Origin of the sequence: Streptococcus sp. 27098_8_109, from assembly GCF_041432295.1 — a bacterium.
Classification (GTDB): Bacteria; Bacillota; Bacilli; order Lactobacillales; family Streptococcaceae; genus Streptococcus.
In genome coordinates this window covers 1-26,645 of the sequence record NZ_JAPVZJ010000002.1, presented here as the reverse complement: position 1 = coordinate 26,645, position 26,645 = coordinate 1, and the positions used below count along the sequence as shown (strand labels likewise).

Annotated in this window: 16 protein-coding genes; 13 read left to right on the top strand and 3 right to left on the bottom strand. The window is 40.9% G+C overall.

What is annotated here, in order from left to right:
* The first annotated feature begins 260 nt into the window (after window positions 1-260).
* The 8 genes from O3664_RS01095 (at window position 261) to O3664_RS01060 (ending at window position 8,701) form a co-directional block, all read left to right on the top strand.
* The gene (locus tag O3664_RS01095) at window positions 261-1,721 is read left to right on the top strand and encodes an aminotransferase class I/II-fold pyridoxal phosphate-dependent enzyme (RefSeq protein ID WP_371613504.1); all 1,461 of its coding nucleotides are present in this window, start codon (window positions 261-263) and stop codon (window positions 1,719-1,721) included.
* Window positions 1,722-2,582 carry a polyamine aminopropyltransferase gene (speE, locus tag O3664_RS01090; RefSeq protein ID WP_000366713.1) on the top strand — a complete coding sequence of 287 codons (861 nt, stop codon included), beginning with the start codon at window positions 1,722-1,724 and terminating at the stop codon, window positions 2,580-2,582.
* A complete protein-coding gene (locus O3664_RS01085; protein WP_084949865.1) occupies window positions 2,579-3,838 on the top strand; it encodes a saccharopine dehydrogenase family protein in 1,260 nt (419 codons plus the stop codon). Before speE ends, O3664_RS01085 begins: the two co-directional genes overlap by 4 nt.
* On the top strand, window positions 3,838-4,965 hold the full coding sequence (gene nspC, locus O3664_RS01080) for a carboxynorspermidine decarboxylase (RefSeq protein ID WP_084949863.1): 1,128 nt from the start codon (window positions 3,838-3,840) through the stop codon (window positions 4,963-4,965). The genes O3664_RS01085 and nspC overlap by 1 nt, the downstream gene beginning before the upstream one ends.
* On the top strand, window positions 4,962-6,047 hold the full coding sequence (gene aguA, locus O3664_RS01075; protein WP_371613503.1) for an agmatine deiminase: 1,086 nt from the start codon (window positions 4,962-4,964) through the stop codon (window positions 6,045-6,047). Before nspC ends, aguA begins: the two co-directional genes overlap by 4 nt.
* Before the next feature lie 9 nt (window positions 6,048-6,056).
* Complete coding sequence (gene aguB / locus O3664_RS01070; RefSeq protein ID WP_371613502.1) at window positions 6,057-6,932, top strand: N-carbamoylputrescine amidase; 876 nt, start codon at window positions 6,057-6,059, stop codon at window positions 6,930-6,932.
* A 192-nt stretch (window positions 6,933-7,124) separates the two neighbouring features.
* Window positions 7,125-7,826: a response regulator transcription factor gene (locus O3664_RS01065; protein WP_371613501.1), complete on the top strand. Its 702-nt coding sequence runs from the start codon at window positions 7,125-7,127 to the stop codon at window positions 7,824-7,826.
* Complete coding sequence (locus O3664_RS01060) at window positions 7,823-8,701, top strand: HAMP domain-containing histidine kinase (protein WP_261052394.1); 879 nt, start codon at window positions 7,823-7,825, stop codon at window positions 8,699-8,701. Before O3664_RS01065 ends, O3664_RS01060 begins: the two co-directional genes overlap by 4 nt.
* A gap of 40 nt (window positions 8,702-8,741) precedes the next feature.
* On the opposite strand, the gene O3664_RS01055 is transcribed toward O3664_RS01060, so the two are convergent.
* From O3664_RS01055 to O3664_RS01045, 3 genes are all read right to left on the bottom strand, one after another.
* Window positions 8,742-9,494: an ABC transporter permease gene (locus tag O3664_RS01055; RefSeq protein WP_261052395.1), complete on the bottom strand. Its 753-nt coding sequence runs from the start codon at window positions 9,492-9,494 to the stop codon at window positions 8,742-8,744.
* A 10-nt stretch (window positions 9,495-9,504) separates the two neighbouring features.
* A complete protein-coding gene (locus tag O3664_RS01050) occupies window positions 9,505-10,413 on the bottom strand; it encodes an ATP-binding cassette domain-containing protein (RefSeq protein WP_261052396.1) in 909 nt (302 codons plus the stop codon).
* 141 nt (window positions 10,414-10,554) lie between these two features.
* Window positions 10,555-11,364, bottom strand: a complete 810-nt coding sequence (locus tag O3664_RS01045) for a Cof-type HAD-IIB family hydrolase (protein ID WP_261052397.1) — start codon at window positions 11,362-11,364, stop codon at window positions 10,555-10,557.
* A 117-nt stretch (window positions 11,365-11,481) separates the two neighbouring features.
* Between O3664_RS01045 and rexB the strand changes: the two genes are divergently transcribed.
* From rexB to O3664_RS01020, 5 genes are all read left to right on the top strand, one after another.
* Window positions 11,482-14,757 carry an ATP-dependent nuclease subunit B gene (gene rexB, locus O3664_RS01040; RefSeq protein ID WP_371613500.1) on the top strand — a complete coding sequence of 1,092 codons (3,276 nt, stop codon included), beginning with the start codon at window positions 11,482-11,484 and terminating at the stop codon, window positions 14,755-14,757.
* Window positions 14,754-18,404 carry a helicase-exonuclease AddAB subunit AddA gene (addA, locus tag O3664_RS01035; RefSeq protein WP_371613499.1) on the top strand — a complete coding sequence of 1,217 codons (3,651 nt, stop codon included), beginning with the start codon at window positions 14,754-14,756 and terminating at the stop codon, window positions 18,402-18,404. The genes rexB and addA overlap by 4 nt, the downstream gene beginning before the upstream one ends.
* Before the next feature lie 17 nt (window positions 18,405-18,421).
* Window positions 18,422-19,600 carry a hypothetical protein gene (locus O3664_RS01030; protein WP_084928522.1) on the top strand — a complete coding sequence of 393 codons (1,179 nt, stop codon included), beginning with the start codon at window positions 18,422-18,424 and terminating at the stop codon, window positions 19,598-19,600.
* A gap of 241 nt (window positions 19,601-19,841) precedes the next feature.
* On the top strand, window positions 19,842-25,721 hold the full coding sequence (locus O3664_RS01025; protein WP_084928523.1) for a ZmpA/ZmpB/ZmpC family metallo-endopeptidase: 5,880 nt from the start codon (window positions 19,842-19,844) through the stop codon (window positions 25,719-25,721).
* A gap of 43 nt (window positions 25,722-25,764) precedes the next feature.
* Window positions 25,765-26,645 (top strand): LPXTG cell wall anchor domain-containing protein (locus tag O3664_RS01020; protein WP_371613498.1); only part of this gene is annotated, 881 nt, incomplete at its 3' end.

Sequence of the window (26,645 nt, the reverse complement as noted above, 5' to 3'; positions counted from 1 at the left end):
AGTTGATGTTAGGATACTTGTCCTAATTCATAAATTTTTAGTGTGGTGAAAGCACACGTCATCTTGTGAAACGATCAATAAAGTACGTAATATTTGCTACTAGAGAGTTAGGAAACATCGGGAACAGACATACTCAACAGAAACAAACATAAAAACGTCAGAAGATTGCAGAGCAGGTGAAAACCTGCTCTTTTTTCATGAGTCAACCTTTAGTCGCCTTCGTCTTCTTGAGGCGCTACAAATATGGAAAGGAGTATGTCTTGAAAGAGTTAGATCAAAACCAAGCTCCAATTTATGAGGCCTTGGTGAAGTTACGCAAGAAACGGATTGTTCCCTTTGATGTTCCAGGTCACAAGCGTGGACGAGGAAATCCAGAACTTGTCGAACTCTTAGGAGAAAAATGTGTAGGTATTGATGTCAATTCGATGAAACCCTTGGATAATTTAGGCCACCCCATTTCGATTATTCGGGATGCAGAGGAGCTGGCAGCTGATGCTTTTGGAGCTAGCCATGCCTTTCTCATGATTGGAGGAACAACTTCATCGGTGCAGACTATGATTCTCGCAACCTGCAAGGCAGGAGATAAGATTATTCTGCCACGAAATGTCCACAAATCTGCTATCAATGCGCTGGTTCTATGTGGTGCCATTCCCATCTATATCGAGATGAGTGTAGATCCTAAAATTGGTATCGCTTTAGGTCTTGAAAATGATCGAGTAGCCAAGGCCATAAAGGACCATCCAGATGCCAAGGCCATTTTGATTAACAATCCTACTTACTACGGAATCTGTTCAGACCTAAGGGGATTGACAAAAATGGCTCATGAAGCTGGTATGATGGTTTTAGTAGATGAAGCCCACGGAGCGCATTTGCATTTTACAGATAAACTTCCAATTTCTGCTATGGATGCAGGTGCTGATATGGCAGCAGTCTCCATGCATAAGTCTGGTGGAAGTTTGACCCAAAGTTCGCTTCTTTTAATCGGGGAGCAGATGAATCCTGAATACGTACGTCAGATTATCAATCTTACCCAGTCAACATCCGCCTCTTATTTGTTGATGGCTAGTCTGGATATTTCGCGTCGCAACTTGGCTCTTCGTGGTAAAGAGTCTTTTGAGAAGGTCATTGAGTTATCAGAGTATGCTCGTCGTGAAATCAATGCTATCGGTGGATACTATGCCTACTCAAAAGAGTTAATAGACGGTGTTTCGGTTTGCGATTTTGACGTGACCAAGCTGTCAGTTTACACTCAGGGTATTGGTTTAACAGGTATCGAGGTTTATGACCTCCTACGAGACGAATACGACATTCAGATTGAGTTTGGTGATATTGGCAATATCTTGGCCTATATTTCGATTGGTGATCGTATCCAAGACATCGAGCGTTTGGTCGGTGCTTTGGCTGATATCAAGAGACTTTACTCGAGAGATGGAAAAGACTTGATAGCTGGAGAATATATTCAGCCCGAGTTAGTGCTGTCTCCACAAGAAGCCTTCTATTCAGAAAGAAAAAGTTTAACCTTGGATGATTCTGTTGGACAAGTCTGTGGAGAATTTGTTATGTGTTACCCTCCAGGAATCCCTATCTTGGCTCCTGGTGAACGCATTATACGTGAAATTGTAGACTATATCCAATTTGCCAAGGAACGTGGTTGCTCCCTCCAAGGGACGGAAGATCCTGAGGTCAATCACATCAACGTCATTAAGAGAAAGGAGAACTAGATGGATTTATGGTTTTCTGAAGTTCATACTCCAGATGTGAAATTGTCCCTGAGAACAGCCAAGCAACTCTACGCTGGTAAAAGTGAATGGCAGGATATCGAAGTCTTGGATACACCAGCTTTTGGGAAAATACTGATTTTAAATGGGCATGTCTTGTTTTCAGATGCGGATGATTTTGTCTACAATGAAATGACCGTCCACGTTCCCATGGCTGTCCACCCAAATCCCAAGAAAGTATTGGTTATTGGGGGTGGTGATGGCGGTGTCGCCCAAGTATTAACACTCTATCCTGAGCTGGAACAAATCGATATTGTGGAACCAGATGAGATGTTGGTTGAAGTCTGTCGTGAGTATTTCCCAGACTTTGCTGCAGGGCTAGATGATCCTCGTGTTACCATTTACTACCAAAATGGGCTACGCTTTTTGCGAAACTGCGAAGATGATTACGATATTATCATCAACGATGCGACAGATCCGTTTGGCCATACGGAAGGGCTCTTTACCAAGGAATTCTACGGCAATAGTTATAGGGCTCTGAAAGAAGACGGTATCATGATTTACCAGCATGGGAGTCCCTTCTTTGATGAGGATGAGTCAGCTTGCCGAAGTATGCATCGCAAGGTCAATCAAGCCTTTCCAATCAGCCGGGTCTATCAGGCCCATATTCCAACCAGTCCAGCTGGCTATTGGTTATTTGGGTTTGCATCGAAAAAATACCACCCTGTCAAAGATTTTGATAAGGAAGGCTGGAAAAAACGCCAGCTTTTCACAGAATACTACACTGCAAACTTACACGTGGGAGCCTTTATGTTGCCCAAGTATGTTGAGGACATTTTAGAAGAAGAGGAAGGAAAAAAATGAGTCGTTTATTAGTTATTGGATGTGGGGGCGTTGCCCAAGTTGCTATTTCAAAGATTTGTCAAGATAGTGAAACCTTTACAGAGATTATGATTGCTAGCCGTACCAAGTCAAAATGCGATGACTTGAAAGCGAAGCTAGAAGGTAAAACTACGACAAAAATTGAAACTGCTGCACTTGATGCTGACAAGGTCGAAGAAGTCATTGCCTTGATTGAAAGCTACAAACCAGAAGCCGTTTTGAACGTAGCGCTACCATACCAAGACTTGACTATTATGGACGCTTGTTTGGCAACAGGTGTTCACTATATCGACACGGCCAACTATGAAGCAGAAGACACAGAAGACCCTGAGTGGCGTGCTATTTATGAGAAACGTTGTAAGGAACTTGGTTTTACAGCCTACTTTGACTACTCATGGCAGTGGGCTTATCAAGAGAAATTCAAAGAAGCAGGCTTGACCGCTCTGCTTGGTTCTGGTTTTGACCCAGGTGTGACCAGCGTCTTTTCTGCTTACGCCCTTAAACACTATTTTGATGAAATCCACTATATCGACATTTTAGACTGTAATGGTGGTGACCACGGTTATCCATTTGCGACAAACTTTAACCCAGAAATCAATCTCCGCGAGGTTTCTGCGCCAGGTTCTTACTGGGAAGATGGAAAATGGGTCGAAGTGGAAGCTATGTCAATCAAGCGCGAGTACGATTTCCCTCAGGTCGGACAAAAAGACATGTATCTCCTTCACCATGAAGAAATTGAATCATTGGCCAAGAACATTCCAGGTGTCAAACGTATTCGTTTCTTTATGACTTTTGGTCAATCTTATCTAACGCACATGAAATGTCTGGAAAATGTCGGTCTCCTTCGTACGGATACCATTAACTTCAACGGTCAAGAAATTGTACCAATCCAATTTTTGAAAGCCTTGCTTCCAGATCCAGCCAGCCTTGGGCCACGCACTGTTGGTAAAACCAATATTGGATGTATCTTTACAGGTGTCAAAGATGGCGTTGAAAAGACCATCTACATCTACAATGTCTGCGACCATCAGGAATGTTATGCAGAAGTTGGTTCACAAGCTATTTCATATACAACAGGAGTTCCAGCCATGATTGGTACAAAATTGGTTATGAACGGTACTTGGAAACAAGCTGGAGTTTACAACCTTGAAGAGTTGGATCCAGATCCATTCATGGAAGCTTTGAATGAGTATGGTTTGCCTTGGATTGTGGTTGAAAATCCACAAATGGTGGACTGATGAAGTTAGAACAAGTACCAACGCCAGCCTATGTCATTGACTTGGCCAAGTTAGAAGCAAACTGCCGCATTCTACAATATGTACAAGAAGAGGCTGGTTGCAAGGTTTTGCTTGCCCAGAAGGCTTATTCCCTCTACAAAACCTATCCCTTGATTAGCCAGTATCTATCAGGTACGACAGCCAGTGGACTCTATGAAGCTAAGCTAGCTAGGGAAGAATTTCCAGGAGAAGTCCATGTATTTGCGCCAGCCTTTAAGGATGCGGACTTGGAGGAATTGCTGGAGATAACAAATCATATCGTCTTTAACTCAGAGAGACAGTTGCGTAAACATGGGGCCCGTTGTCGGGATGCTGGTGTAAGCGTGGGTTTGCGACTTAACCCTCAGTGTTCAACTCAAGGTGACCACGCGCTCTATGACCCTTGTGCACCTGGCTCCCGTTTTGGAGTAACTTCAGACAAGATACCGAGTGATTTGCTGGATTTGGTGGATGGTCTTCATTTTCACACCCTTTGCGAGCAGGGAGCAGATGATTTAGAGACAACTTTGAAAGCAGTAGAAGAGCAATTTGGAGCCTATTTGCATCAGGTCAAATGGCTCAATATGGGGGGCGGACACCACATCACAAGAGAGGACTATGATGTAGATTTGCTGATTTCTGAGATCAAGCGTATCCGAGAAACTTACAATCTTGAAATCTATATCGAGCCTGGTGAAGCCATTGCGCTCAATGCAGGTTATCTAGCAACTGAAGTATTGGATATTGTCGAAAACGGTATGGAAATCTTGGTTTTAGACGCCTCTGCGACCTGCCATATGCCTGATGTACTTGAGATGCCCTATCGTCCACCTTTGAGAAATGGATTTGCCGCTCAGGAAAAAGCCCATACCTATAGACTTTCTTCCAATACCTGTCTGACAGGAGATGTGATTGGTGATTATAGCTTTGAAAATCCAGTTCAAATCGGTGATAGACTTTATTTTGAAGATATGGCTATTTACTCATTTGTCAAAAATAATACCTTTAATGGTATTGGATTGCCAAGTCTCTATCTCATGGATGAGCAGGGTGACTGCAGATTAGTCAAATCTTTTGGTTATCAAGACTTTAAAGGGAGATTATCATGATGGACAGTCCCAAAAAATTAGGCTATCGCATGCCAGCAGAGTACGAACCCCATCATGGTACCCTCATGATATGGCCGACTCGACCAGGTTCATGGCCCTTTCAAGGAAAAGCTGCTAAAGCAGCATTTAGCCAGATTATCAAAACCATAGCAGAAGGGGAAAGAGTCTATCTTTTGGTAGAGCAAGATTATCTATCTGAAGCCCAATCTTATCTTGGAGACAAGGTTGTTTATTTAGACATTCCCACCAATGATGCCTGGGCGCGTGATACAGGTCCGACTATTCTCCTTAATGATAAAAGGGAAAAGTTGGCAGTAGACTGGTCTTTCAATGCTTGGGGTGGTGCTGTTGATGGTCTTTATCAAGATTATGAAGATGATGACCAAGTAGCCAGTCGTTTTGCTGAGACCTTGGAAATGCCTGTTTATGATGCCAAGCTTTTTGTATTGGAAGGCGGAGCGATACATAGCGATGGCCAAGGAACCATTCTCGTAACTGAAAGTTGCTTGCTTAGTCCTGGTCGTAATCCTCATCTTAGTAAAGAAAAAATTGAGAGAAGATTATTGGACTATCTAGGTGCTGACAAAGTTATCTGGCTTCCTTATGGTATTTATCAGGACGAAACCAATGAACACGTTGACAACGTTGCAGCCTTTGTTGGTCCTGCAGAGCTTGTTTTGGCTTGGACAGATGATCAAAACGATCCTCAGTATGTCATGTCAAAAGCAGATCTCGAACTTTTAGAGCAAGAAACAGATGCAAAAGGTCGACACTTCACCATTCATAAACTTCCAATTCCAGCTATTCAGCAAGTTATAACTGAAGAGGATTTGCCAGGCTACATCTATGAAGAAGGAGAAGAAGAGCGATACGCTGGTGAACGACTAGCAGCTTCCTACGTAAACTTTTATATCGCCAACAAGGTTGTCCTTGTTCCCCAGTTTCAAGATGTCAATGACCAAGTAGCCTTAGATATCCTCAGTAAGTGTTTCCCGGACCGTAAAGTTGTCGGAATACCAGCCAGAGATATTCTCTTAGGTGGTGGAAATATTCACTGTATCACCCAACAAATCCCAGAATAGGAGAAAAAGATGAGAAATGTAAAAGTTGCAGCCATCCAGATGCAATGCGCTAAGGATGTGGCAACAAATATTCAAACAGCGGAGCGTTTAGTACGTCAGGCTGCAGAACAAGGCGTACAAATCATTCTCTTACCAGAGTTGTTTGAACGTCCCTATTTCTGTCAGGAACGTCAGTATGACTACTACCAGCATGCCCAGTCGGTGACAGACAATACAGCTATTCAGCATTTTAAGGAGCTTGCTAAGGAACTAGAAGTCGTTTTACCGATCAGTTTCTATGAAAAAGATGGCAATGTCTTGTATAACTCAATTGCTGTCATTGATGCAGATGGGGAAGTGCTGGGCGTTTATCGGAAGACCCACATACCAGATGATCATTATTATCAAGAAAAGTTTTATTTCACGCCTGGTAACACTGGTTTCAAGGTCTGGGATACTCGCTATGCTAAGATTGGGGTCGGTATCTGTTGGGATCAATGGTTCCCTGAAACAGCGCGCTGTCTTGCGTTAAATGGTGCTGAATTGCTCTTTTATCCTACAGCTATCGGTTCAGAGCCAATTTTGGATACAGATAGTTGTGGCCATTGGCAACGTACCATGCAAGGACACGCAGCAGCAAATATTGTTCCAGTCATCGCAGCCAATCGCTATGGTTTGGAAGAAGTCACTCCTAGTGAGGAAAATGGTGGACAGAGTTCCAGTCTTGACTTCTACGGTTCATCCTTTATGACGGATGAAACAGGGGCTATTCTAGAACGAGCTGAAAGACAAGCTGAAGCTGTTCTGTTAGCTACTTATGATCTAGACAAGGGAGCAAGTGAACGCCTAAACTGGGGCTTGTTTCGAGATAGAAGACCCGAAATGTATCATCGAATTACGGACTAGTAGGGGAGAAATGAGAGATTCATTCTGCTAGACTAACTTCTTATTAGCAACTATTAAGTATACTAGATCATCTAGCAAGTGGATTTTATATTTTAAACCTCTAAGGCTTTCTCGCGCTTTTATGCGAGGAGCTTTTCTGTTTAAGCTTTATCAATAAAACATGCTATAATAGTTGCAGAAAGGTTGGTGTTTATGGCTAGGATATTGGTTATTGAAGACAATAGTGACATTCAAGAAATTTTGCGAACACTTCTTGCTGAGGAGCATGAGGTGATTCAAGCCTTTTCTGGTACAGAAGGAATCATGCGTTTTGACCAAGGGGGGATTGACCTCGTTTTACTAGATATCATGCTTCCTGGGAAAAATGGGGATCAGGTTTTAAAAGCCATCAGGGAACAAAGTCAAACTCCAGTCATTATGCTAACGGCTTTGAGCGATAAGAAGTTAATCAGTCAATACCTCTTAGACGGTGCCAATGATTACATCGTCAAGCCTTTTGATTTGGATGAAGTCTTTGCAAGAGTTACTGTTCAGTTACGCCAAAGTGTAGAAAAACAGCCTATGGAAATAGAAAAAACTGAAAATCTGCCACAAAACTTGAAAAATATCCAGTTTGATGCCGAAAGTTTTGAAATCAAAAATAGTCAGGAAACGATTCGCCTTGCCAAGAAAGAATGCTTAATTCTCCAAACTCTCCTTAAACACCCTAAGAAAATTTTTACAAAAGAAGAACTTTATGAATTGGTCTGGGAGGAGAGCTATCTATCTGGAGATAATACTCTCAATACGCATTTGAGTAATCTTCGAAAAAAATTAAACCAGCTTGACCCAAATCAAGAATATATTGAAACCATCTGGGGAGTTGGGGTAAGATTAAAAGGAGACAAGCAATGACCTACATGATAATTTTTGTCCTACTGATACTCCTAATTATTTTATCGATTGCATTGATTCGCTACCATCTAGCACTTAAAAACTTGAGTCAACAGATTGAAGACAAGATTCTCACAGGTAGCATGAAAAGAGTCGGAGTCAGCATTTTTTCCAAACATTTTTTACAGCTCTACCAGCAGATTGAGAATTTATTTCAAGAAGTGGAACAATCTCGGTTGGTGATGAAAAGGGAAAAGCAGACTCTGGATATGGCCATCAGCAATATCGCCCATGATATTCGGACGCCTTTGACTATCGCTTCAGGCTACACCCAACAATTGATAAAGTCTCCTGAAGATAAAGCAGAAACCTTACAAAAAATAGCCCAGCATCTTGATTTAGTTTCTAAACGTTTGGAGGCTCTCCTAGAATACCGTCGTTTGATGGAAGGAGCTGTCAAACCGAAACTGGAAGAAGTGGATTTTTCAGCTTTTATCACCAAAAAGACTTTGGCTTATTATGATGTTTTTCAGGCGGCAAATATCACGCTTGATTTTAAGGTTGAAGCTGGTTTAACAATGAGGACTGATGAAAACTTGCTGGATCGGATTTTACAAAATTTGCTTGGAAATGTCCTCAAGCATGGCAAGGAGGAAGCGCGGCTATCTTTTAGGAAGGAAAAGGGACAGCTTGTCTTAGAGATTGCAAACCTTGTCAAACAGCCCATCAAAAGAATAGAAAATCTCAGCAACCGTTTTTATTCTGAAAATCTATCTGATACGGAAGAATCCTCTGGTTTAGGCCTTTATATCACTGAGGAATTATGCCATCTTCTTGGTGCAGAGATGAAACTAAGCACAGATGGGCAATGGTTGTCAGTTTGCATTTACTTTTAACAAAAAGAAACCTCCTCTGTAGCCTAGAGGAGGTCATTTTTTATAGACTTTTCTTTTTGAAAACTGTCAGTCCACTTAGATTAAAGATTACAATAACAGCTAAGCTAACTATAAGTGTGTAGAAAATTGATTCACTATTAGCAGTCATAGCATAGAAAAATTGCAACGATAAATATGGTAAAATTTTGATATTTGGAAAAATGAGCATTGGCATAGAAAGTAAGATAGAGCTGACAAAATAACCAATAAATACCGCAATATAAGAATGACTAACATAGAGAATGAAGGAAACAATGGAAAGCCAAGCAAGGAGGCAAAGAAATTGAAGGAAAATGGTTACCAGTAGATTGCCAATAAAGCCATCAGGCATAGTTCCAAATCCATTTAAGATAGTTGCTGGAATAAAGGCAATTACAAGACAGATGATGACTTGTAAAAGTGCAATACAAGCCAATACAAAGGCTTTGGCTAGAAAAAACTCGGTACGAGAGACACCCACTGTTAAATTATTTTTATAGAGTTTACCGATTAAATCAACTCCAAGAACGAGACAAGCTAGAATGATGCAGAGAAAAACGAGGTTTGAACCTTGACTAGATGCGTTGATCAGGGCTTGTACACCATTCCAACCTTGGGTTGGAATTTCTGGTTCTTCTGTCTGGATTGCCATCAGATGACCCGTAGCTCCTATACTTGCACCCATTAGCATGAGAGCAAAGAGAATGACCTCTGTAATCCAAAAACCTTTGGAACGGAAAAGACGGTAAAAGTCTGCTTGAATGGTATGTATCATGATTTTCCTCCTATTCGACCAATTGAGTGAAGTATTCTTCTAGGTTTTGACGGGCGTAGTAAATCTCGTCAATGTCAACATCTGCCAAGGTTAATTCCTTGAGAATCTGTTTGACATCTTGTTCCTGACCAAAGATGTGAATTTCGTTTTCAGGATTAACAACCTTGAACTGGAGCTGGATTTGTTCTTTCAATACTTGACAAGCTTTCTCTTGATCAGCTGTCTTAAGGACAATATAATCCTCACTTAGTGTTTCAAATTCAGCTTTACTGATTTCACGGATAATCTTACCTTGATCTAAAATACCAAAACGATTTGCTACGAGATAGAGTTCTGACAAGATATGGCTAGAGATGAGAATGGTTATTCCTTTTTCTTGATTGAGCCGTTGAATCATTAGTCGAAATTCTTTGATACCGATTGGGTCGAGACCGTTGATAGGTTCATCTAAGATTAGGAAGTCTGGTTTGGATAGGAGGGCAATGGCAATACCAAGTCTTTGTTTCATTCCTAGCGAGAAATCACGAAAGACTTTCTTACCTGTATCTGGCAAACCTACATAGTCAAGCGTTTCTCGAATGACTTGATCAGCATTTGGAATATGTCTAATCATACAATAATATTTCAGATTTTGATAGGCTGTTAAGTGATTATGAGCTACAGGTGATTCGATCACTGAACCTACTCGAGATAGAGCCCTGGTCCACTCATTTTCCGATTGACTAGAAAAGAGGGAAACAGTTCCTTTATCCGCAAACAGTAGTTGCGTAATAATTTTTATTAAGGTGGTCTTCCCAGCTCCGTTCTTTCCGATAAGTCCATAAATATCTCCCTCTCTTATCGTTAGATGAAGATCCTGAAGGATAGCTTGTTTGTCAAAGTTTTTGGACAATCCATGAATGTCAAGTACTGTTTTCATGATTCTCTCCTTTTGATTGATTTTGATAATTTTAGTATAAAGCATAGAAATCAAAGAAAGCTCAAGCATTTCTAAAGAGTTTCTAAAGTTTTAGGAATTCTTAAATATCAAAACCCAGTTGATATGAACTGGGCTTCTTAATTATAAAATATATTTCTCAATCGCATGCGCAACGCCGTCTTCTTCGTTGCTTGCTGTAACGTCATCAGCTAGGGATTTGACATAATCGCTGGCATTTCCCATTGCAATGCCAAGTCCTGCAAACTGGAGCATTTCGATATCGTTATTGGCATCGCCCATGGCCATGATTTCTGATGGCTTGATATTCAAAATATCTGCTAGTCGAGAAAGAGCGGTAGCCTTTGTCGTACCAAGTGGCATAGCTTCATAAATGACAGGCTGCGAACGAACTCCACTAAATCGTTGACAAAGCTCCTCAGCAAAACGCTGCTCAAAATCGTCTGTTTGGCTCTCTGTCCCCAAAAACATCCCTTGGAACATCCTGTACTTGCCACTAGTCGCTTCCTCAAGAGAAATTTCAGTCAGGTCTGAAAAGACTAGGTCGGCATCATTTTTAATGATTTCATTAGGCTTGCCACCGAGGACAAAATAATGTTCCTCATCAAAAAGAGTCAACTGAACATCACTTTTTTCAGCTAGGTCATAGAGGTATTCAATGTCAGATGGACTGAGTTCTTGCCAATCAACCAGACTCCAATCACTTGTCTGGTGAGTTGAGCAACCGTTGTTAACAATGACATATTCGTTCTGGAGGTCAAGCCCCAGTTTTTTATAGTAGGGGAGGACACCGAAAAGGGGGCGGCCCGTACAAAGTACCAGTTTGACACCTTTTTCAAGAGCTTGGTGAATAGCAGTAATATGAGCTTGTGGGATTTCCTTGGCTTCATTGAGGAGGGTTCCGTCCATATCCAAGGCTAGTAGTTTAATCATAAGACTTCCTTCTTTATCTTTTGGTATTATTATAGCATATTTTGGAGGAAAGGAGGAGGAATCTTCGGGCTAATCATGGTATAATAAAAGGTAATGAAAAATTCCAACGAGGCTGAGATGAAATTACTTTATACTGATATTCGGACTTCTTTGACTGAAATTCTAACCAGAGAGGCGGAGGAGCTAGTTGCTGTGGGCAAGCGGGTCTTCTACATCGCTCCCAACTCTCTTTCTTTTGAAAAGGAACGTGCCGTGCTGGAATGCTTGTCCCAGCAGGCTTCTTTTGCGATTACTGTTACGCGCTTTGCTCAAATGGCTCGTTATCTGATTTTGAATGACTTGCCTGCCAAGACCAGTCTAGATGACATCGGTCTTGGGATGGCCTTTTACAAATGCCTTGCCGAACTTGATCCTAAGGATTTACGTGTTTATGGAGCTATCAAGCAGGATCCTCAATTTATCCAGCAGTTGATTGAGCTTTACCACGAGATGACCAAAGCTCAGATGAGTTTTTTGGACTTGGAGAGTTTGACGGATGAGGACAAGAGAGCCGATTTACTCTTGATTTTTGAGAAGGTAACGGCCTACCTCAATCAAGGTCAGTTGACTCAGGGAAGTCAGTTGTCCCATTTGATTGAGGCTATTGAGAATTACAAAGTTAGTAGTGACCTCTCTCAAATAGCCTTGGTCATTGACGGATTTACCCGTTTTTCTGCCGAGGAAGAGCGGATTGTGGACTTACTTCATGGCAAGGGTGTTGAGATTGTTATCGGGGCTTATGCGAGCAAGAAAGCCTATACCAGCCCTTTTAGCGAGGGGAATCTCTACCAAGCCAGTGTGGAGTTCCTCCATCATCTAGCCTCTAAATACCAAACACCTGCTCAGGACTGTTCTCAAACTCATGAGAAGATGGATAGTTTTAACAAGGCATCTCGTTTGCTGGAGTCTTCTTATGACTTTTCAGAGCTCACTTTGGAGGTCGATGAGAAAGATCGTGAAAACCTGCAAATATGGTCTTGTTTGACGCAAAAGGAAGAGTTGGAGTTGCTAGCCCGTAGCATTCGTCAGAAATTGCATGCCAATCCTAACCTGAGCTACAAGCATTTTCGTATTCTCTTGGGGGATGTGGCTTCTTACCAGTTATCCCTTAAAACTATTTTTGACCAGTATCAGATTCCTTTCTATCTTGGTAGAAGCGAATCCATGGCTCATCACCCCTTGACACAGTTTGTCGAGTCTATTTTGGCTTTAAAACGCTATCGTTTTCGTCAGGAGGATTTGATTAACCTACTCAGAACGGGTTTGTATACCGACCTTAGTCAGGCAGATATTGATGCTTTTGAGCAATATATCCGCTATCTTGGTATCAATGGCTTGCCAGCCTTTCAGCAAACCTTCACCAAATCTCACCATGGAAAATTTGATTTAGGGCGTTTAAATGCTCTTCGTCTGCGTATTTTAGCACCTCTAGAGGCCTTGTTTGCCAGTCGAAAACAGAAGGCTGAAAATCTCTTGCAAAAGTGGAATAACTTTCTAAAAGAAGGAGCGGTGACCAAGCAGTTACAAGATTTGACAGCCACTATGGAAGCTGTAGAACAGGAAAGACAAGCCGAAGTTTGGAAGGCATTCTGTCATGTTTTAGAACAATTTGCGACCGTTTTTGCTGGTTCACAAGTTAGTCTGGAGGACTTCTTGGCCTTGCTTCATTCCGGTATGAGTCTATCTCAATACCGTACCATTCCAGCGACAGTAGACACCGTTCTGGTGCAGAGTTACGATTTGATTGCGCCCTTAACGGCTGACTTTGTCTATGCCATTGGGCTGACTCAGGACAATTTACCAAAAATCGCGCAAAATACCAGTCTTTTGACAGATGAAGAGAGACAAAGTCTAAACCAAGCGACAGAAGAGGGGGCGCAATTGCTGATTGCCAGCAGTGAGAACCTCAAGAAAAATCGCTATACCATGCTTTCCTTGGTCAATTCTGCTCGTAAGCAGTTGGTCTTGTCGGCTCCAAGCCTTTTTAATGAAAGTGAAAGTAAGGAGTCAGCCTATCTTCAAGAACTTGTCCATTTTGGATTTAGTCGGAGAGAGAAGAGGATGAATCACAAAGGGCTGTCTAAGGAGGATATGGGGTCCTATCACAGTCTTTTGTCTAGCCTGGTTGCCTATCACCAGCAGGGCGAGACGAGCGATACTGGGCAAGATTTGACCTTTATTAAGGTACTGGCGCGTGTCATGGGTAAAAAACTAGATCAGCAAGGTCTGGAAAATCTAGCCCTTCCAACAAGCCCAAGCAGTAAGCAGTTGAGCAAGGACACCTTACAAGCGCTCTATCCTGCTGAACAGGAGTTTTATCTCTCTACCTCTGGTTTGACGGAGTTTTACCGGAACCAATACAGTTATTTCCTTCGCTACGTTTTAGGCTTGCAGGAGGAATTACGTTTGCGTCCAGATGCTCGTAGTCACGGAAATTTCCTGCACCGTATTTTTGAACGGGCCTTGCAATTACCTGATGAAGATTCCTTTGACCACCGTCTAGAACAAGCTATTCAAGAAACCAGTCAAGAACGCGAATTTGAAGCCATTTATCAAGAAAGTTTGGAAGCCCAGTTTACAAAGGAAGTTTTGCTTGATGTTGCACGAACGACTGGCCACATTCTCCGCCATAATCCAGTTATTGAAACCATCAAAGAAGAGGCAACATTTGGAGGCAAAGAGCAGGCCTTTATTCAATTGGACAATGGTCGTAGTGTCTTTGTACGAGGCAAGGTTGACCGCATTGACCGTTTGAAAGCTGATGGAGCGATCGGAGTGGTAGACTACAAATCCAGTCTGACTCAGTTCCAGTTTCCTCATTTCTTTAATGGACTCAATTCCCAGTTGCCAACCTATCTAGCTGCCCTAAAAAGAGAAGGGGAGCAGAACTTTTTCGGAGCTATGTACTTGGAAATGGCTGAACCGGTCCAATCTCTGATGGCCGTTAAAAGTCTAGCAGGTGCAGTAGTAGAAGCTAGCAAGTCAATGAAATACCAAGGCCTCTTCTTAGAAAAAGAAAGCAGTCATTTGGGCGAATTTTACAATAAAAACAAGGCTAATCAGCTGACGGATGAGGAATTCCAGCTCCTGCTGGACTACAATGCCCATCTTTACAAGAAAGCAGCAGAGAAGATTTTAGCAGGCCAGTTTGCCATTAATCCTTATACAGAAAATGGCAGAAGTATTGCACCTTATGTTCAGCAACATCAAGCCATCACAGGATTTGAAGCAAATTACCACTTGGGCCAAGCCCGTTTCTTAGAGAAGTTAGACTTAGCTGATGGCAAGCGTCTGGTCGGAGAAAAACTTAAGCAAGCTTGGTTTGAAAAAATAAGAGAGGAGTTGAATCGATGAAGCCTATTTCCTTTTTAAGTGAGGAGGAGATTCAAAAACTGCAAGAAGCAGAAGCGCATTCGAGCAAGGAACAAAAGAAAACTGCCGAGCAAATCGAAGCTATCTACACTTCTGGTCAGAATATCCTTGTCTCAGCGTCGGCTGGTTCTGGGAAGACTTTTGTCATGGCTGAGCGCATTCTAGATCAATTGACGCGTGGTGTCGAAATTTCTCAACTCTTTATCTCAACCTTTACCGTCAAGGCTGCCACAGAGCTTAAGGAACGTTTGGAGAAAAAAATTAGCCAACAAATTCAAGAAAGTAGTGATGTCGACCTCAAACAACACTTGGGTCGCCAGTTGGCAGACCTACCCAACGCGGCTATTGGTACCATGGACTCTTTTACACAAAAATTCCTTGGTAAACATGGCTATTTGCTTGATATTGCGCCTAATTTCCGTATTTTACAAAACCAAAGCGAGCAACTTCTTCTAAAAAACGAAGTCTTCCATGAGGTCTTTGAAGCCCATTACCAAGGAATACAGAAAGCAAAGTTTAGTCGTTTGCTAAAAAACTTTGCTGGACGGGGGAAAGATGAACGGGGGCTGCGCCAGCAAGTTTACAAAATTTATGACTTCCTCCAATCCACCAGCAATCCTCAAAATTGGCTGAGTGAATCTTTCTTAAAAGGCTTTGAAAAAGCTGATTTTACCAGTGAAAAAGAAAAACTGACTGAGCGAATCAAACAAGCCCTTTGGGACTTGGAAAGCTTTTTCCGTTATCACCTGGATAATGATGCCAAGGAGTTTCCAAAGGCTGCTTATTTAGAAAATGTTCAGTTGATTCTGGATGAAATTGGCTCCTTAAATCAAGAATCCGATAGTCAGGCTTATCAGGCAGTGCTTGCGCGTGTTGTCGCAATCTCTAAGGAGAAAAACGGTCGGGCTCTGACGAATGCTAGTCGTAAGGCTGATTTGAAGCCACTGGCCGATGCCTACAACGAAGAGAGAAAGAGCCAGTTTACTAAACTAGGACAACTGTCAGACCAGATAACCATTCTCGACTATCAAGAACGTTATCATGGAGACACATGGGAACTGGCCAAAACCTTCCAATCTTTCATGAGTGATTTTGTGGAGGCTTATCGTCAGTGCAAACGCCAAGAAAATGCTTTTGAGTTTGCTGATATCAGCCATTATACCATTGAGATTTTAGAGAATTTCCCACAAGTTCGTCAGGCTTATCAGGAGCGCTTCCACGAAGTCATGGTCGATGAATATCAAGATACCAACCATATTCAAGAACGAATGCTGGAATTGCTGTCTAATGGCCACAATCGCTTTATGGTGGGAGATATCAAGCAGTCTATCTATCGTTTCCGTCAAGCTGATCCGCAGATTTTCAATGAAAAATTCCAACGTTACTCTCAAAATCCCCAAGAAGGCAAGCTGATTCTCCTCAAGGAAAATTTCCGTAGTAGTTCAGAAGTGCTGTCAGCAACCAATGATGTTTTTGAGCGTCTCATGGACCAAGAGGTCGGCGAAATCAACTATGATAACATGCACCAGCTTGTTTTTGCCAATACCAAACTGACTCCCAATCCTGACAACAAGGCAGAGTTTCTCCTCTACGACAAGGATGACATAGGTGAGGAAGAAGAGGATCAGGCAGAAACGAAACTAACAGGCGAAATGCGCTTAGTTATCAAGGAGATCCTGAAACTTCATCAGGAAAAAGGTGTTGCCTTTAAAGAAATTGCCCTTTTGACCTCTAGTCGTAGTCGTAATGACCAGATTCTTCTCGCCCTGTCTGAGTACGGAATTCCTGTCAAAACCGACGGAGAGCAAAACAACTATCTCCAATCTCTAGAAGTACAAGTCATGCTAGACACCCTTCGTGTCATTCATAATCCCCTGCAAGACTATGCCTTGGTTGCCCTTATGAAGTCTCCTATGTTTGGCTTTGACGAGGACGAGTTGGCACGTTTGTCCCTTCAGAAAGCAGAGGATAAAGTCCAAGAAAATCTCTATGAGAAACTGGTCAATGCACAAAAAATGGTAACAAGCCAGAAAAACTTGATTCACACGGCTCTCGCTGAGAAACTAAAGCAATTCATGGATATCTTGGCTTCTTGGCGCTTGTATGCCAAAACCCACTCCCTCTATGACCTGATTTGGAAGATTTACAACGATCGTTTTTATTATGACTATGTTGGGGCTTTGCCAAATGGTCCTGCTAGACAGGCCAATCTCTATGCCCTAGCACTGCGTGCTGATCAATTTGAAAAGAGCAATTTCAAAGGTTTGTCGCGTTTTATTAGCATGATTGACAAGGTCCTAGAAGCCCAGCACGATTTGGCAAGCGTGGCCGTCGCACCGCCAAAAGATGCAGTAGAGCTCATGACTATCCACAAGAGTAAAGGGCTGGAGTTTCCTTACGTCTTTATCCTCAATATGGATCAAGATTTCAATAAGCAAGACTCTATGTCAGAAGTCATTCTTAGTCGTAAAAATGGGCTTGGTGTCAAATATATTGCCAAAATGGAGACAGGAGCAGTGGAAAATCACTATCCTAAAACCATCAAGCTCTCTATTCCTAGCCTAACCTATAGGCAGAATGAAGAGGAATTACAGCTGGCAAGCTATTCAGAGCAGATGCGTCTGCTGTATGTTGCCATGACGAGGGCTGAGAAAAAGCTCTATCTTGTCGGCAAGGGATCTCGTGAAAAGCTTGAAGCCAAGGAATACCCAGTAGCTAAAAATGGAAAACTAGATAGCAGTACTAGACTCCAAGCCAAGAATTTCCAAGATTGGCTTTGGGCTATCAGTAAAGTATTTGCCAAGGATAAGCTCAACTTTAGCTATCGTTTTGTTGGTGAAGACCAGTTGACTAGAGAAGCTATCGGTCAGTTGGAAAACAAAAGTCCTCTCCAAGATAGCTCCCAAGCAGACAATCGTCAGTCAGAAACCATTAAAGAAGCTCTTGAAATGCTGAAAGAGGTGGAAGTTTATAATAGTATTCACCGTGCAGCCATTGAACTTCCTAGTGTTCAAACCCCAAGTCAAATCAAGAAATTCTACGAACCAGTTATGGATATGGAAGGTGTTGAGATTGCTGGTCAAGGTCAGTCAGTAGACAAGAAAATCAGTTTTGATTTACCAGATTTTTCAACCAAAGAAAAGGTAACAGGAACTGAGATTGGTAGTGCTACCCACGAACTCATGCAGAGAATTGACCTCAGTCAGCGACCAACCCTTGCTAGCCTGACAGAAACTCTCAAACAAGTTCAAACCAGCCCAGCTATCAGAGACAAGATCAATCTTGCTAAAATTCTTGCATTCTTTGACACAGCACTTGGTCAGGAAATTCTCGCCAATATCGGTCATCTCTACCGCGAGCAACCTTTCTCCATGCTCAAACGAGACCAAAAGAGTCAGGAAGACTTTGTTGTCCGTGGTATCCTTGATGGCTATCTACTTTACGAAGATAAAATCATTCTGTTCGACTATAAGACAGACCGCTATGATGAGCCAAGTCAACTCATTGCTCGCTATCATGGTCAGTTAGCCCTATACGGAGAAGCTTTATCTCGATCCTATTCGATTGAAAATATTGACAAATACTTGATTTTACTCGGTAAAGACGAGGTTCAAGTTGTAAAAGTATAATCTAGAAAGGAGACCTCATGACACTTCCAGTTAGAAAATCCCTGCATGATGCGGTGTTACAGGCTTCAAAAGCTGATACTTGGGAACAAGCTACCAAGGAATGGAATGAAGTTTCCTTGATTTTTAACGGTATCGGCCGTAGTAATTGTGTCTGTGGAAATGCTATCAAATACGCCTACGAACTCTTTAACAGTGTCACAGGCCAACGCCTCTTTCCAATTGGTAGCGACTGTGTTCGTCATTTTCATCGATTGTCTCTTGACCAGCAATTGGAAGAGGAGGAAAAACTGCTCAGAAAGGTTGAAAATCTGACCAGAAAAGCCCAGAAAAAGGAAAAAATCAAGGTCAATAAAAGTGACTTTGACGAGCGTCTTCTAAAGTGGCTCTGGGAAAAAGGTGTTTTTAAACCCAATCGTGGCAATCAATTTACACCTGAGAGAGACTACCAGCTCTTCCTAGAAGTCTTTCAGGGAGGAAGTTGGACCAAGGCAGAGCCCAAGAAGAAGGCTCGTATGGAAGAAGTCCTTGAAAAGTGTATCAAACCCTTTTTACTTGGAAAGCCAGATGACCAACTCTACCTTGTCAAGTTAGGTAAGGAGAAAATTGACTACGAACAAGAACTCCGTATCCAGGCAGAAAAAGAGCGTAAGAAGAGGGATAAAATAGCTAAGCAATATGCAGACAATCTAGTTCTAGCCATGGGCCCAGCAGAGCGTGCCTATCAAGATTACTTTGGCTTTACAGAGACTCTGACTCAAGAAGAACGCAAGTGGGAGAAAATACTTTTTGGAAAAAATAGAACTGAACGCTCTATTAAGGCCAAACAATACCAAAAAGAGCTGGAAAAAGACCAACGAATTGCTAGTCAGGATCCAATTGAAAGAAAGCAGAAGCAGACCTGGCTCCTCAATTCCTATTTTCGTGAGCTTCCTGAAGAAAAATCCCGATTTGCTCGACTCTTATTAGAATATCGAAAAAGTGGAGAAATCCCATTTTCAACTGAATATCTGTCAGATCATCTCATCGACTTTTTCTATAAAATGAAAGCCTTTGAATTTGAAATCACACCAGAACAAGTCCGAGACTTTTTAAAAGAAAGCCTTCAGACAGAACATCTATCCTCAGCACAAGAAAGCTGGATAGAAGGAATTCTCCTCAACTGCCTCAAACCATTTTTAGAACGATTGCTAATATAAGTAACACCTACCGTGGAAATTTCATGGTAGGTTATATTTTATCCAAAAAGAAAATAGGAAATTACAAACCCTGCTCCTTCGTATTTTATATATAAAACAAAGTATGAAAACGTAACGCAATTTTAAGACTTTTTAGAAAATTAAGAGTATAATTAAAGTGTGTTACCTTTTTATAAGATAACAAGCTAATATAATAAAGTTTACCATACATATTTTTAAAATTTTATTTCAAGGAGGAATAATGGAAAAGTATTTTGGTGAAAAACAACAGCGTTTTTCATTTAGAAAATTATCAGTAGGACTTGTATCTGCGACGATTTCAAGTTTATTTTTTATGTCTGTATTAGGTAGTTCATCTATAGAAGCTCAAGAGACTAAAGGAGTTCACTATAAATATGTGACAGATTCAGAGCTATCATCAGAAGAAAAGAATCAGCTTGTCTATGATATTCCGACATACGTGGAGAATGATGATGAGACTTATTATCTTGTTTATAAATTAAATTCCCAAAATCAACTGGGAGAATTGCCAAATACTGGAAGCAAGAATGATATGCAAACCTTGGTTGCTGGTGCTAGCTTAGCTGCTCTGGGAATTTTAATTTTTGCTGTTTCCAAGAAAAAAGTTAAGAATAAAACGGTATTACATTTAGTATTGGTTGCAGGGATAGGAAATGGTGTTCTTGTATCCGCTCATGCTTTAGAAAATAATCTTTTGCTAAATTACAATACTGACTATGAATTGACTTCTGGAGAAAAATTGCCTCTTCCTAAAGACATTTCAGGTTACACATATATTGGATATATCAAAGAGGGAAAAACGACTTCTGATTCTAAAGTAAGTAACCAAGAGAAATCAGTAGCCACTCCTACAAAACAACAAAAGGTGGATTATAGTGTTACACCGCATTTTGTAGAACATCCATCAACAGTAAAAGCTATTCAGGAACAAACATCGGTTTCTTCAACTAAGCCGACAGAAGTTCAAGTAGTTGAAAAAACTCTTTCTACAGAATTAACCAATCCAAGAAAAGAAGAGAAAAAATCTTCAGATTCTCAAGCACAATTAGCTGAACACAAGAATATAGAGACGAAGAAAGAGGAGAAGATTTCTCTAAAAGAAAAGACTGGGGTAAATACATTAAATCCACAGGATGAAGTTCTATCAGGCCAGTTGAATAAACCTGAACTCTTATATCGTGACGAAACTATAGAGACAAAAATAGATTTTCAAGAAGAAGTTCAAGAGAATCCTGATTTAGCTGAAGGAACTGTAAGAGTAAAACAAGAAGGTAAATTAGGTAAGAAAGTTGAAGTCATCAGAATATTCTCTGTAAACAAGGAAGAGGTTTCACGAGAAATTGTTTCAACTTCAACGACTGCGCCTGTTTCAAGAATAGTCGAAAAAGGTACTAAAAAAGCTCAAGTTATAAAGGAACAACCTGAGACTGGTGCAGAACATAAGGAAGTACAGTCTGGTGCTATTGTTGAACCCGCAATCCAACCTGAGTTACCTGAAGCCATAGTCACTGAAAAGGGGGAACCGGAAGTTCAACCATCGTTACCAGAAGCAGTAGTAAGTGATAAAGGTGTACCGGAAGTCCAACCATCGTTACCAGAAGCAGTTGTGACTGACAAAGGTGAACCAGAAGTTCAGCCAGAGCTACCGGAAGCGGTTGTGACTGATAAAGGTGAACCGGAAGTTCAGCCATCGTTTCCGGAAGCAGTTATAAGCGATAAAGGCGTACCAGAAGTTCATGAAAAACCAGAATATACAGGTGTACAGGCCGGAGCTATTGTTGAACCTGAAAAAGTTGAACCGGAATATTCTGGAGTACAAGCTGGCGCGGTCGTTGAACCGGAACAAGTAGCACCGCTACCCGAATATACAGGGGTGCAAGCAGGAGCTGTAGTTGAACCGGAACAAGTGGCACCATTACCAGAATATACAGGCGTACAAGCTGGGGCAATAGTTGAACCAGAACAGGTAGCCCCACTACCAGAATACAAAGGTGTACAGGCTGGGGCAATAGTAGAACCAGAGCAGGTAGCACCCCTACCTGAATACACAGGGGTACAGGCTGGAGCTATTGTTAAACCAGAACAGATTGCACCACTACCTGAATACACAGGTCCACAGGCCGGAGCAATAGTAGAACCAGAGCAAGCAGCACCACTGCCAGAATATAAGGGGAATATTGAGCAATTAAAACCTGAAACTCCGATTGAGAAGCCGAAAGAAACAAATCCAGAGAAAACACTTGAATTAAGAAATGTTTCAGATCTGGAGTTATATAGTCAAACCAATGGTACTTACAAACAACATATTTCTTTGGATAGTGTTCCAAGTAATCCAGACACTTACTTTGTAAAGGTTAAATCTTCGTCATTTAAAGATGTCTATTTACCAGTTGCTTCAATAACTGCGGAAACAAAAAATGGTCAGACAGTTTATAAAATTACAGCCAAAGCTGATAAACTGCAACAAGAGCAGGACAATAAATATGTCGACAATTTCAGTTTCTATCTTTCTAAGAAGGCTACAGAGGAAACGACAAACTTTACTTCCTTTAGTAATCTAGTTGAAGCTATAAATCGGAATCCTGCTGGAACTTATCATCTAGCATCTAGCCTAAACGCCAACGAAGTAGAATTAGGCCAAGATGATAGATCTTATATAAAGCAAACATTTACAGGTCAATTAATCGGTGAAAAAGATGGCACACATTATGCTATTTACAATTTGAAAAAACCTTTGTTTGAAAACTTGAGTAGCGCTACAGTAGAAAAACTGAGTCTGAAAAATGTCTCTATTTCAGGGAAAGATGATATCGGTTCACTGGCATATGAAGCCCAGAATGGTACAAAGATTAAACAAGTTCATGTCGATGGTGTTCTAGCTGGTGAACGTGGTATCGGTGGTTTGCTGGCTAAGGCTGAGCAATCAAGCATCACAGAGAGCAGTTTCAAGGGAAGAATTGTCAATACCTATGAAACGACTGCCGCCTATAATATCGGTGGTCTGGTCGGTCATTTGACAGGAAGAAATGCTTCTATAACTAAATCTAAAGCGTCAGTAGATATTTCGTCAAACACAAATAGTTCAGATCAGACCGTTGGCGGTCTTACCGGTCTTGTTGACAAAGATGCTCATATCCAGAATAGCTATGCTGAGGGGAATATTAACAATACTAAGCCCTTTGGAAAAGTAGCCGGTATAGCAGGAAACTTATGGGACCGAGAATCTAATAATGAAAATCATGCTGGAATGTTGACCAATGTTCTAAGTGATGTCAATGTAACTAACGGAAATTCCATTACCGGTTACCACTATACTGGAATGAAGGTGATGGACACATTCAGTAGTAAAGCGAACAGAGTCTACAATGTCACCTTGGTCCAGGATGAGGTCGTCAGCAAGGAATCCTTTGAAGAAAGAGGAACAATGCTAGATGCTTCCCAAATCGCAAGCAAAAAATCAGCCATTAATCCTCTCACTCTACCAACAGTGGAGCCTCTTTCAACAAGTGGCAAAAAAGAAAGTGATTTTTCTAAGGTAGCCAATTATCAAGCTAAGCGAGCCTTGGCTTATAAGAACATTGAAAAATTGTTACCTTTCTATAACAAGGCAACCATCGTCAAATATGGAAATCTGGTCAATGAGAACAGTCTTTTATATCAGAAAGAACTCTTGTCAGTAGTCATGATGAAGGATAACCAAGTCATCACAGACATTGTTTCCAACAAACAGACTGCAAACAAACTCTTGCTGCACTACAAGGATCATTCATCTGAAAAACTCAATCTCAAGTACCAGTCTGATTTTGCCAAATTAGCAGAATATAGTCTAGGAGATACAGGTCTTCTCTATACACCAAACCAATTCTTGTACGACCAAAACTCTATCATCAAGCAAGTCTTACCTGAATTGCAGCAGGTGTCCTACCACTCAGAGGCTATCAGAAAGACACTCGGTATTTCTCCAAAAGTGAAACTAACGGAGTTATATCTTGAAGAACAATTTGGCAAAACGAAAGAGCATTTAGCAGATAACTTGAAAAAACTTCTATCTGCTGATGCAGGTTTAGTTACAGACAATAAAGTAATGACGGGTTATATTGCAGATAAAATCAAGCGTAACAAGGAAGCCTTGCTACTTGGTATGAGCTACCTAGAACGCTGGTATAACTTTAGTTATGATAAAGTGAGTGCAAAAGATCTTGTAATGTACCATCTAGATTTCTTTGGCAAAGGAAATGCTTCTCCGTTAGATACCTTAATAGAGTTAGGTAAATCAGGATTTAATAATCTTCTTGCCAAGAACAACGTTGATACTTATGCTATTAGTTTAGCTAGCCATCATGGAACGAAAGATTTATTTAACACGCTTGAAAATTACCGAAAAGTCTTTCTACCAAACACAAGCAACAATGACTGGTTTAAAACTCAGACCAAGGCTTACATCGTTGAAGAAAAATCTAATATTCCAGAAGTGAAAGCCAAGCAAGAAAAAGCAGGAAGCAAGTATTCTATCGGTGTCTATGATCGCATCACTAGCGACAGTTGGAAATACCGTAATATGGTACTACCTCTACTTACATTGCCAGAAAAATCAGTCTTTGTTATCTCGACTATCTCTAGTCTAGGATTTGGTGCTTATGATCGTTACCGCAATAGTGACCATAAAGCGGGCAAGGGTCTCAATGACTTTGTTGAAGAAAATGCGCGTGAAACTGCCAAACGTCAACGAGATCACTACGATTATTGGTATCGTATTCTAGATAAGGAAGGGCGTGAGAAGCTTTATCGAAATATCTTGCTTTATGATGCCTATAAATTTGGAGATGATCATACCGATGGAAAAGCCAAAACAGTAGCTGATTTTGATAGTCCAAATCCTGCAATGAAATATTTCTTTGGTCCTGTTGGAAATAAAGTTGGTCATAATGGACACGGTGCTTACGCTACAGGGGATGCAGTATATTATATGGGCTATCGAATGTTGGACAAAGATGGATCTATCACTTATACACATGAGATGACGCATGACTCAGATCAGGACATCTATCTTGGCGGCTATGGTCGAAGAAGTGGCTTGGGACCAGAGTTCTTCGCCAAAGGTTTATTACAAGCGCCAGACCATCCAGATGATGCAACTATAACCATCAACTCTATCTTGAAACATTCAAAATCAGATAGTACAGAAGGACAACGATTACAAGTACTCGATCCAACTACGAGATTTTCAGACGCAAAAGATCTTCAGAAATACGTACACAACATGTTTGATGTCGTTTATATGTTGGAATATCTCGAAGGAAAATCTATTACAGAGAATCTTACCGTTTATCAAAAAACGAAAGCTCTCAGAAAAATTGAGAATAAGTATGAGAAAGATCCAGCAGATGGAAATAACGTATATGCAACAAATGTTGTCAGAGATCTAACAGTAGAAGAAGCTGAAAAACTACGTTCATTCAATGATTTGATTGAGAATAATATTCTTTCGTCTAGGGAATATACTTCAGGTAAATATGAAAGAAATGGTTACTATACTATCAAACTATTTGCGCCGATTTATGCAGCATTAAGTAATGATGACGGAACGCCAGGTGACCTAATGGGACGTCGTATGGCCTATGAACTATTAGCTGCTAAAGGCTTTAAAGATGGTATGGTACCTTATATCTCAAATCAATACGAAGATGTTGCTAAACAAAATGGTAAAAAAATAACAATTTATGGTAAAGATCGAGGATTGGTTACAGATGAACTTGTCCTTCAAAAAGTATTTAATAGTCAATATAAAACTTGGACACAATTCAAGCAAGCTATGTATAAGGAACGTGTAGCTCAATTTGATAGACTGAATAAAGTTACTTTTAATGATACAACAAAACCTTGGACTAGTTTTTCTACGAAAACCATAAGTAGTGTTACCGAGTTGCAGCGATTAATGGATGAAGCTGTTCGAAAGGATGCAGATGAGAATAGATATTCTTGGAGTAATTACAAACCAGAATTTGACAGTGCAGTTCATAAGTTGAAGAGAGCAATCTTTAAAGCCTATCTTGATCAAACCGATGATTTTAGAAGTTCAATTTTTGAGAATAAAAAATAGTGTTTGCTATTAGGAAATAAAAAGTAAAGGTAGAGGATTATAATTGTCATTATTAAAAAAAGATAAATTTTCCATTAGGAAAATAAAAGGTATTGTTGGTTCGGTATTCTTGGGAAGTCTTTTATTCGCACCGTCAGTTGTTGGTGCATCGACTTATCATTACTTAGATTATAGTAATTTGACACAAACTGAACGTGATCAACTCAAACAAGGTAGACCTGACGAATCAAAAGAATCATATGCCTTAGTTTATGAGAAAGACGAACTACCAAATACTGGTCAATCACAATCCATTATGACTGTATTTGGTTTATTGACCATTGGTTGTCTTGTTATAATCATTACAAAAGATAAGAGAAATAAAAAAATAGCTACATTTTTGATTGTAGGGGCGGCAGGTTTAGTTACACTATCAACTGCTTCAGCACTTAATTTGAATGCTAACATCCATGAATCTGGACGTGATGGTGTGTTGCAAATTTCTGGTTACAGATATGTTGGTTACTTGGAGCTTAATGATAGAACTGTTTCGTCGGTTTCTCCGGTACCAACTGTTTCGCCAGTTGAGCAGCCCAACGTTGTGACAGACAAAGGCAAACCTGAGATTCAACCAGCCTTACCCGAAGCTAAAGTTACAGAAAAGGGTGAACCCGCAGTTCAACCAGTGTTACCAGAAGCTGTAATAACAGATAAAGGTGAACCTGAGGTTCAAGCATCGTTACCCGAAGCAGTTGTAACCGACAAAGGCGAGCCTGAGATTCAACCAGCCTTACCCGAAGCTAAAGTCACAGAAAAGGGTGAACCTGAAGTTCAACCGGCCTTACCCGAAGCGGTGGTCACAGAAAAGGGTGAACCTGAAGTTCAACCGGCCTTACCCGAAGCTAAAGTCACAGAAAAGGGTGAACCTGAAGTTCAACCAGCGTC

What these genes read in the sequence shown, in the direction of transcription:
- speE (WP_000366713.1), top strand. Translation starts at nt 1,722, where the DNA reads ATGGATTTATGGTTTTCTGAAGTTCATACTCCAGATGTGAAATTGTCC.
- O3664_RS01085 (WP_084949865.1), top strand. Translation starts at nt 2,579, where the DNA reads ATGAGTCGTTTATTAGTTATTGGATGTGGGGGCGTTGCCCAAGTTGCT.
- nspC (WP_084949863.1), top strand. Translation starts at nt 3,838, where the DNA reads ATGAAGTTAGAACAAGTACCAACGCCAGCCTATGTCATTGACTTGGCC.
- aguA (WP_371613503.1), top strand. Translation starts at nt 4,962, where the DNA reads ATGATGGACAGTCCCAAAAAATTAGGCTATCGCATGCCAGCAGAGTAC.
- aguB (WP_371613502.1), top strand. Translation starts at nt 6,057, where the DNA reads ATGAGAAATGTAAAAGTTGCAGCCATCCAGATGCAATGCGCTAAGGAT.
- O3664_RS01065 (WP_371613501.1), top strand. Translation starts at nt 7,125, where the DNA reads ATGGCTAGGATATTGGTTATTGAAGACAATAGTGACATTCAAGAAATT.
- O3664_RS01060 (WP_261052394.1), top strand. Translation starts at nt 7,823, where the DNA reads ATGACCTACATGATAATTTTTGTCCTACTGATACTCCTAATTATTTTA.
- O3664_RS01055 (WP_261052395.1), bottom strand. Translation starts at nt 9,494, where the DNA reads ATGATACATACCATTCAAGCAGACTTTTACCGTCTTTTCCGTTCCAAA.
- O3664_RS01050 (WP_261052396.1), bottom strand. Translation starts at nt 10,413, where the DNA reads ATGAAAACAGTACTTGACATTCATGGATTGTCCAAAAACTTTGACAAA.
- O3664_RS01045 (WP_261052397.1), bottom strand. Translation starts at nt 11,364, where the DNA reads ATGATTAAACTACTAGCCTTGGATATGGACGGAACCCTCCTCAATGAA.
- rexB (WP_371613500.1), top strand. Translation starts at nt 11,482, where the DNA reads ATGAAATTACTTTATACTGATATTCGGACTTCTTTGACTGAAATTCTA.
- addA (WP_371613499.1), top strand. Translation starts at nt 14,754, where the DNA reads ATGAAGCCTATTTCCTTTTTAAGTGAGGAGGAGATTCAAAAACTGCAA.
- O3664_RS01030 (WP_084928522.1), top strand. Translation starts at nt 18,422, where the DNA reads ATGACACTTCCAGTTAGAAAATCCCTGCATGATGCGGTGTTACAGGCT.
- O3664_RS01025 (WP_084928523.1), top strand. Translation starts at nt 19,842, where the DNA reads ATGGAAAAGTATTTTGGTGAAAAACAACAGCGTTTTTCATTTAGAAAA.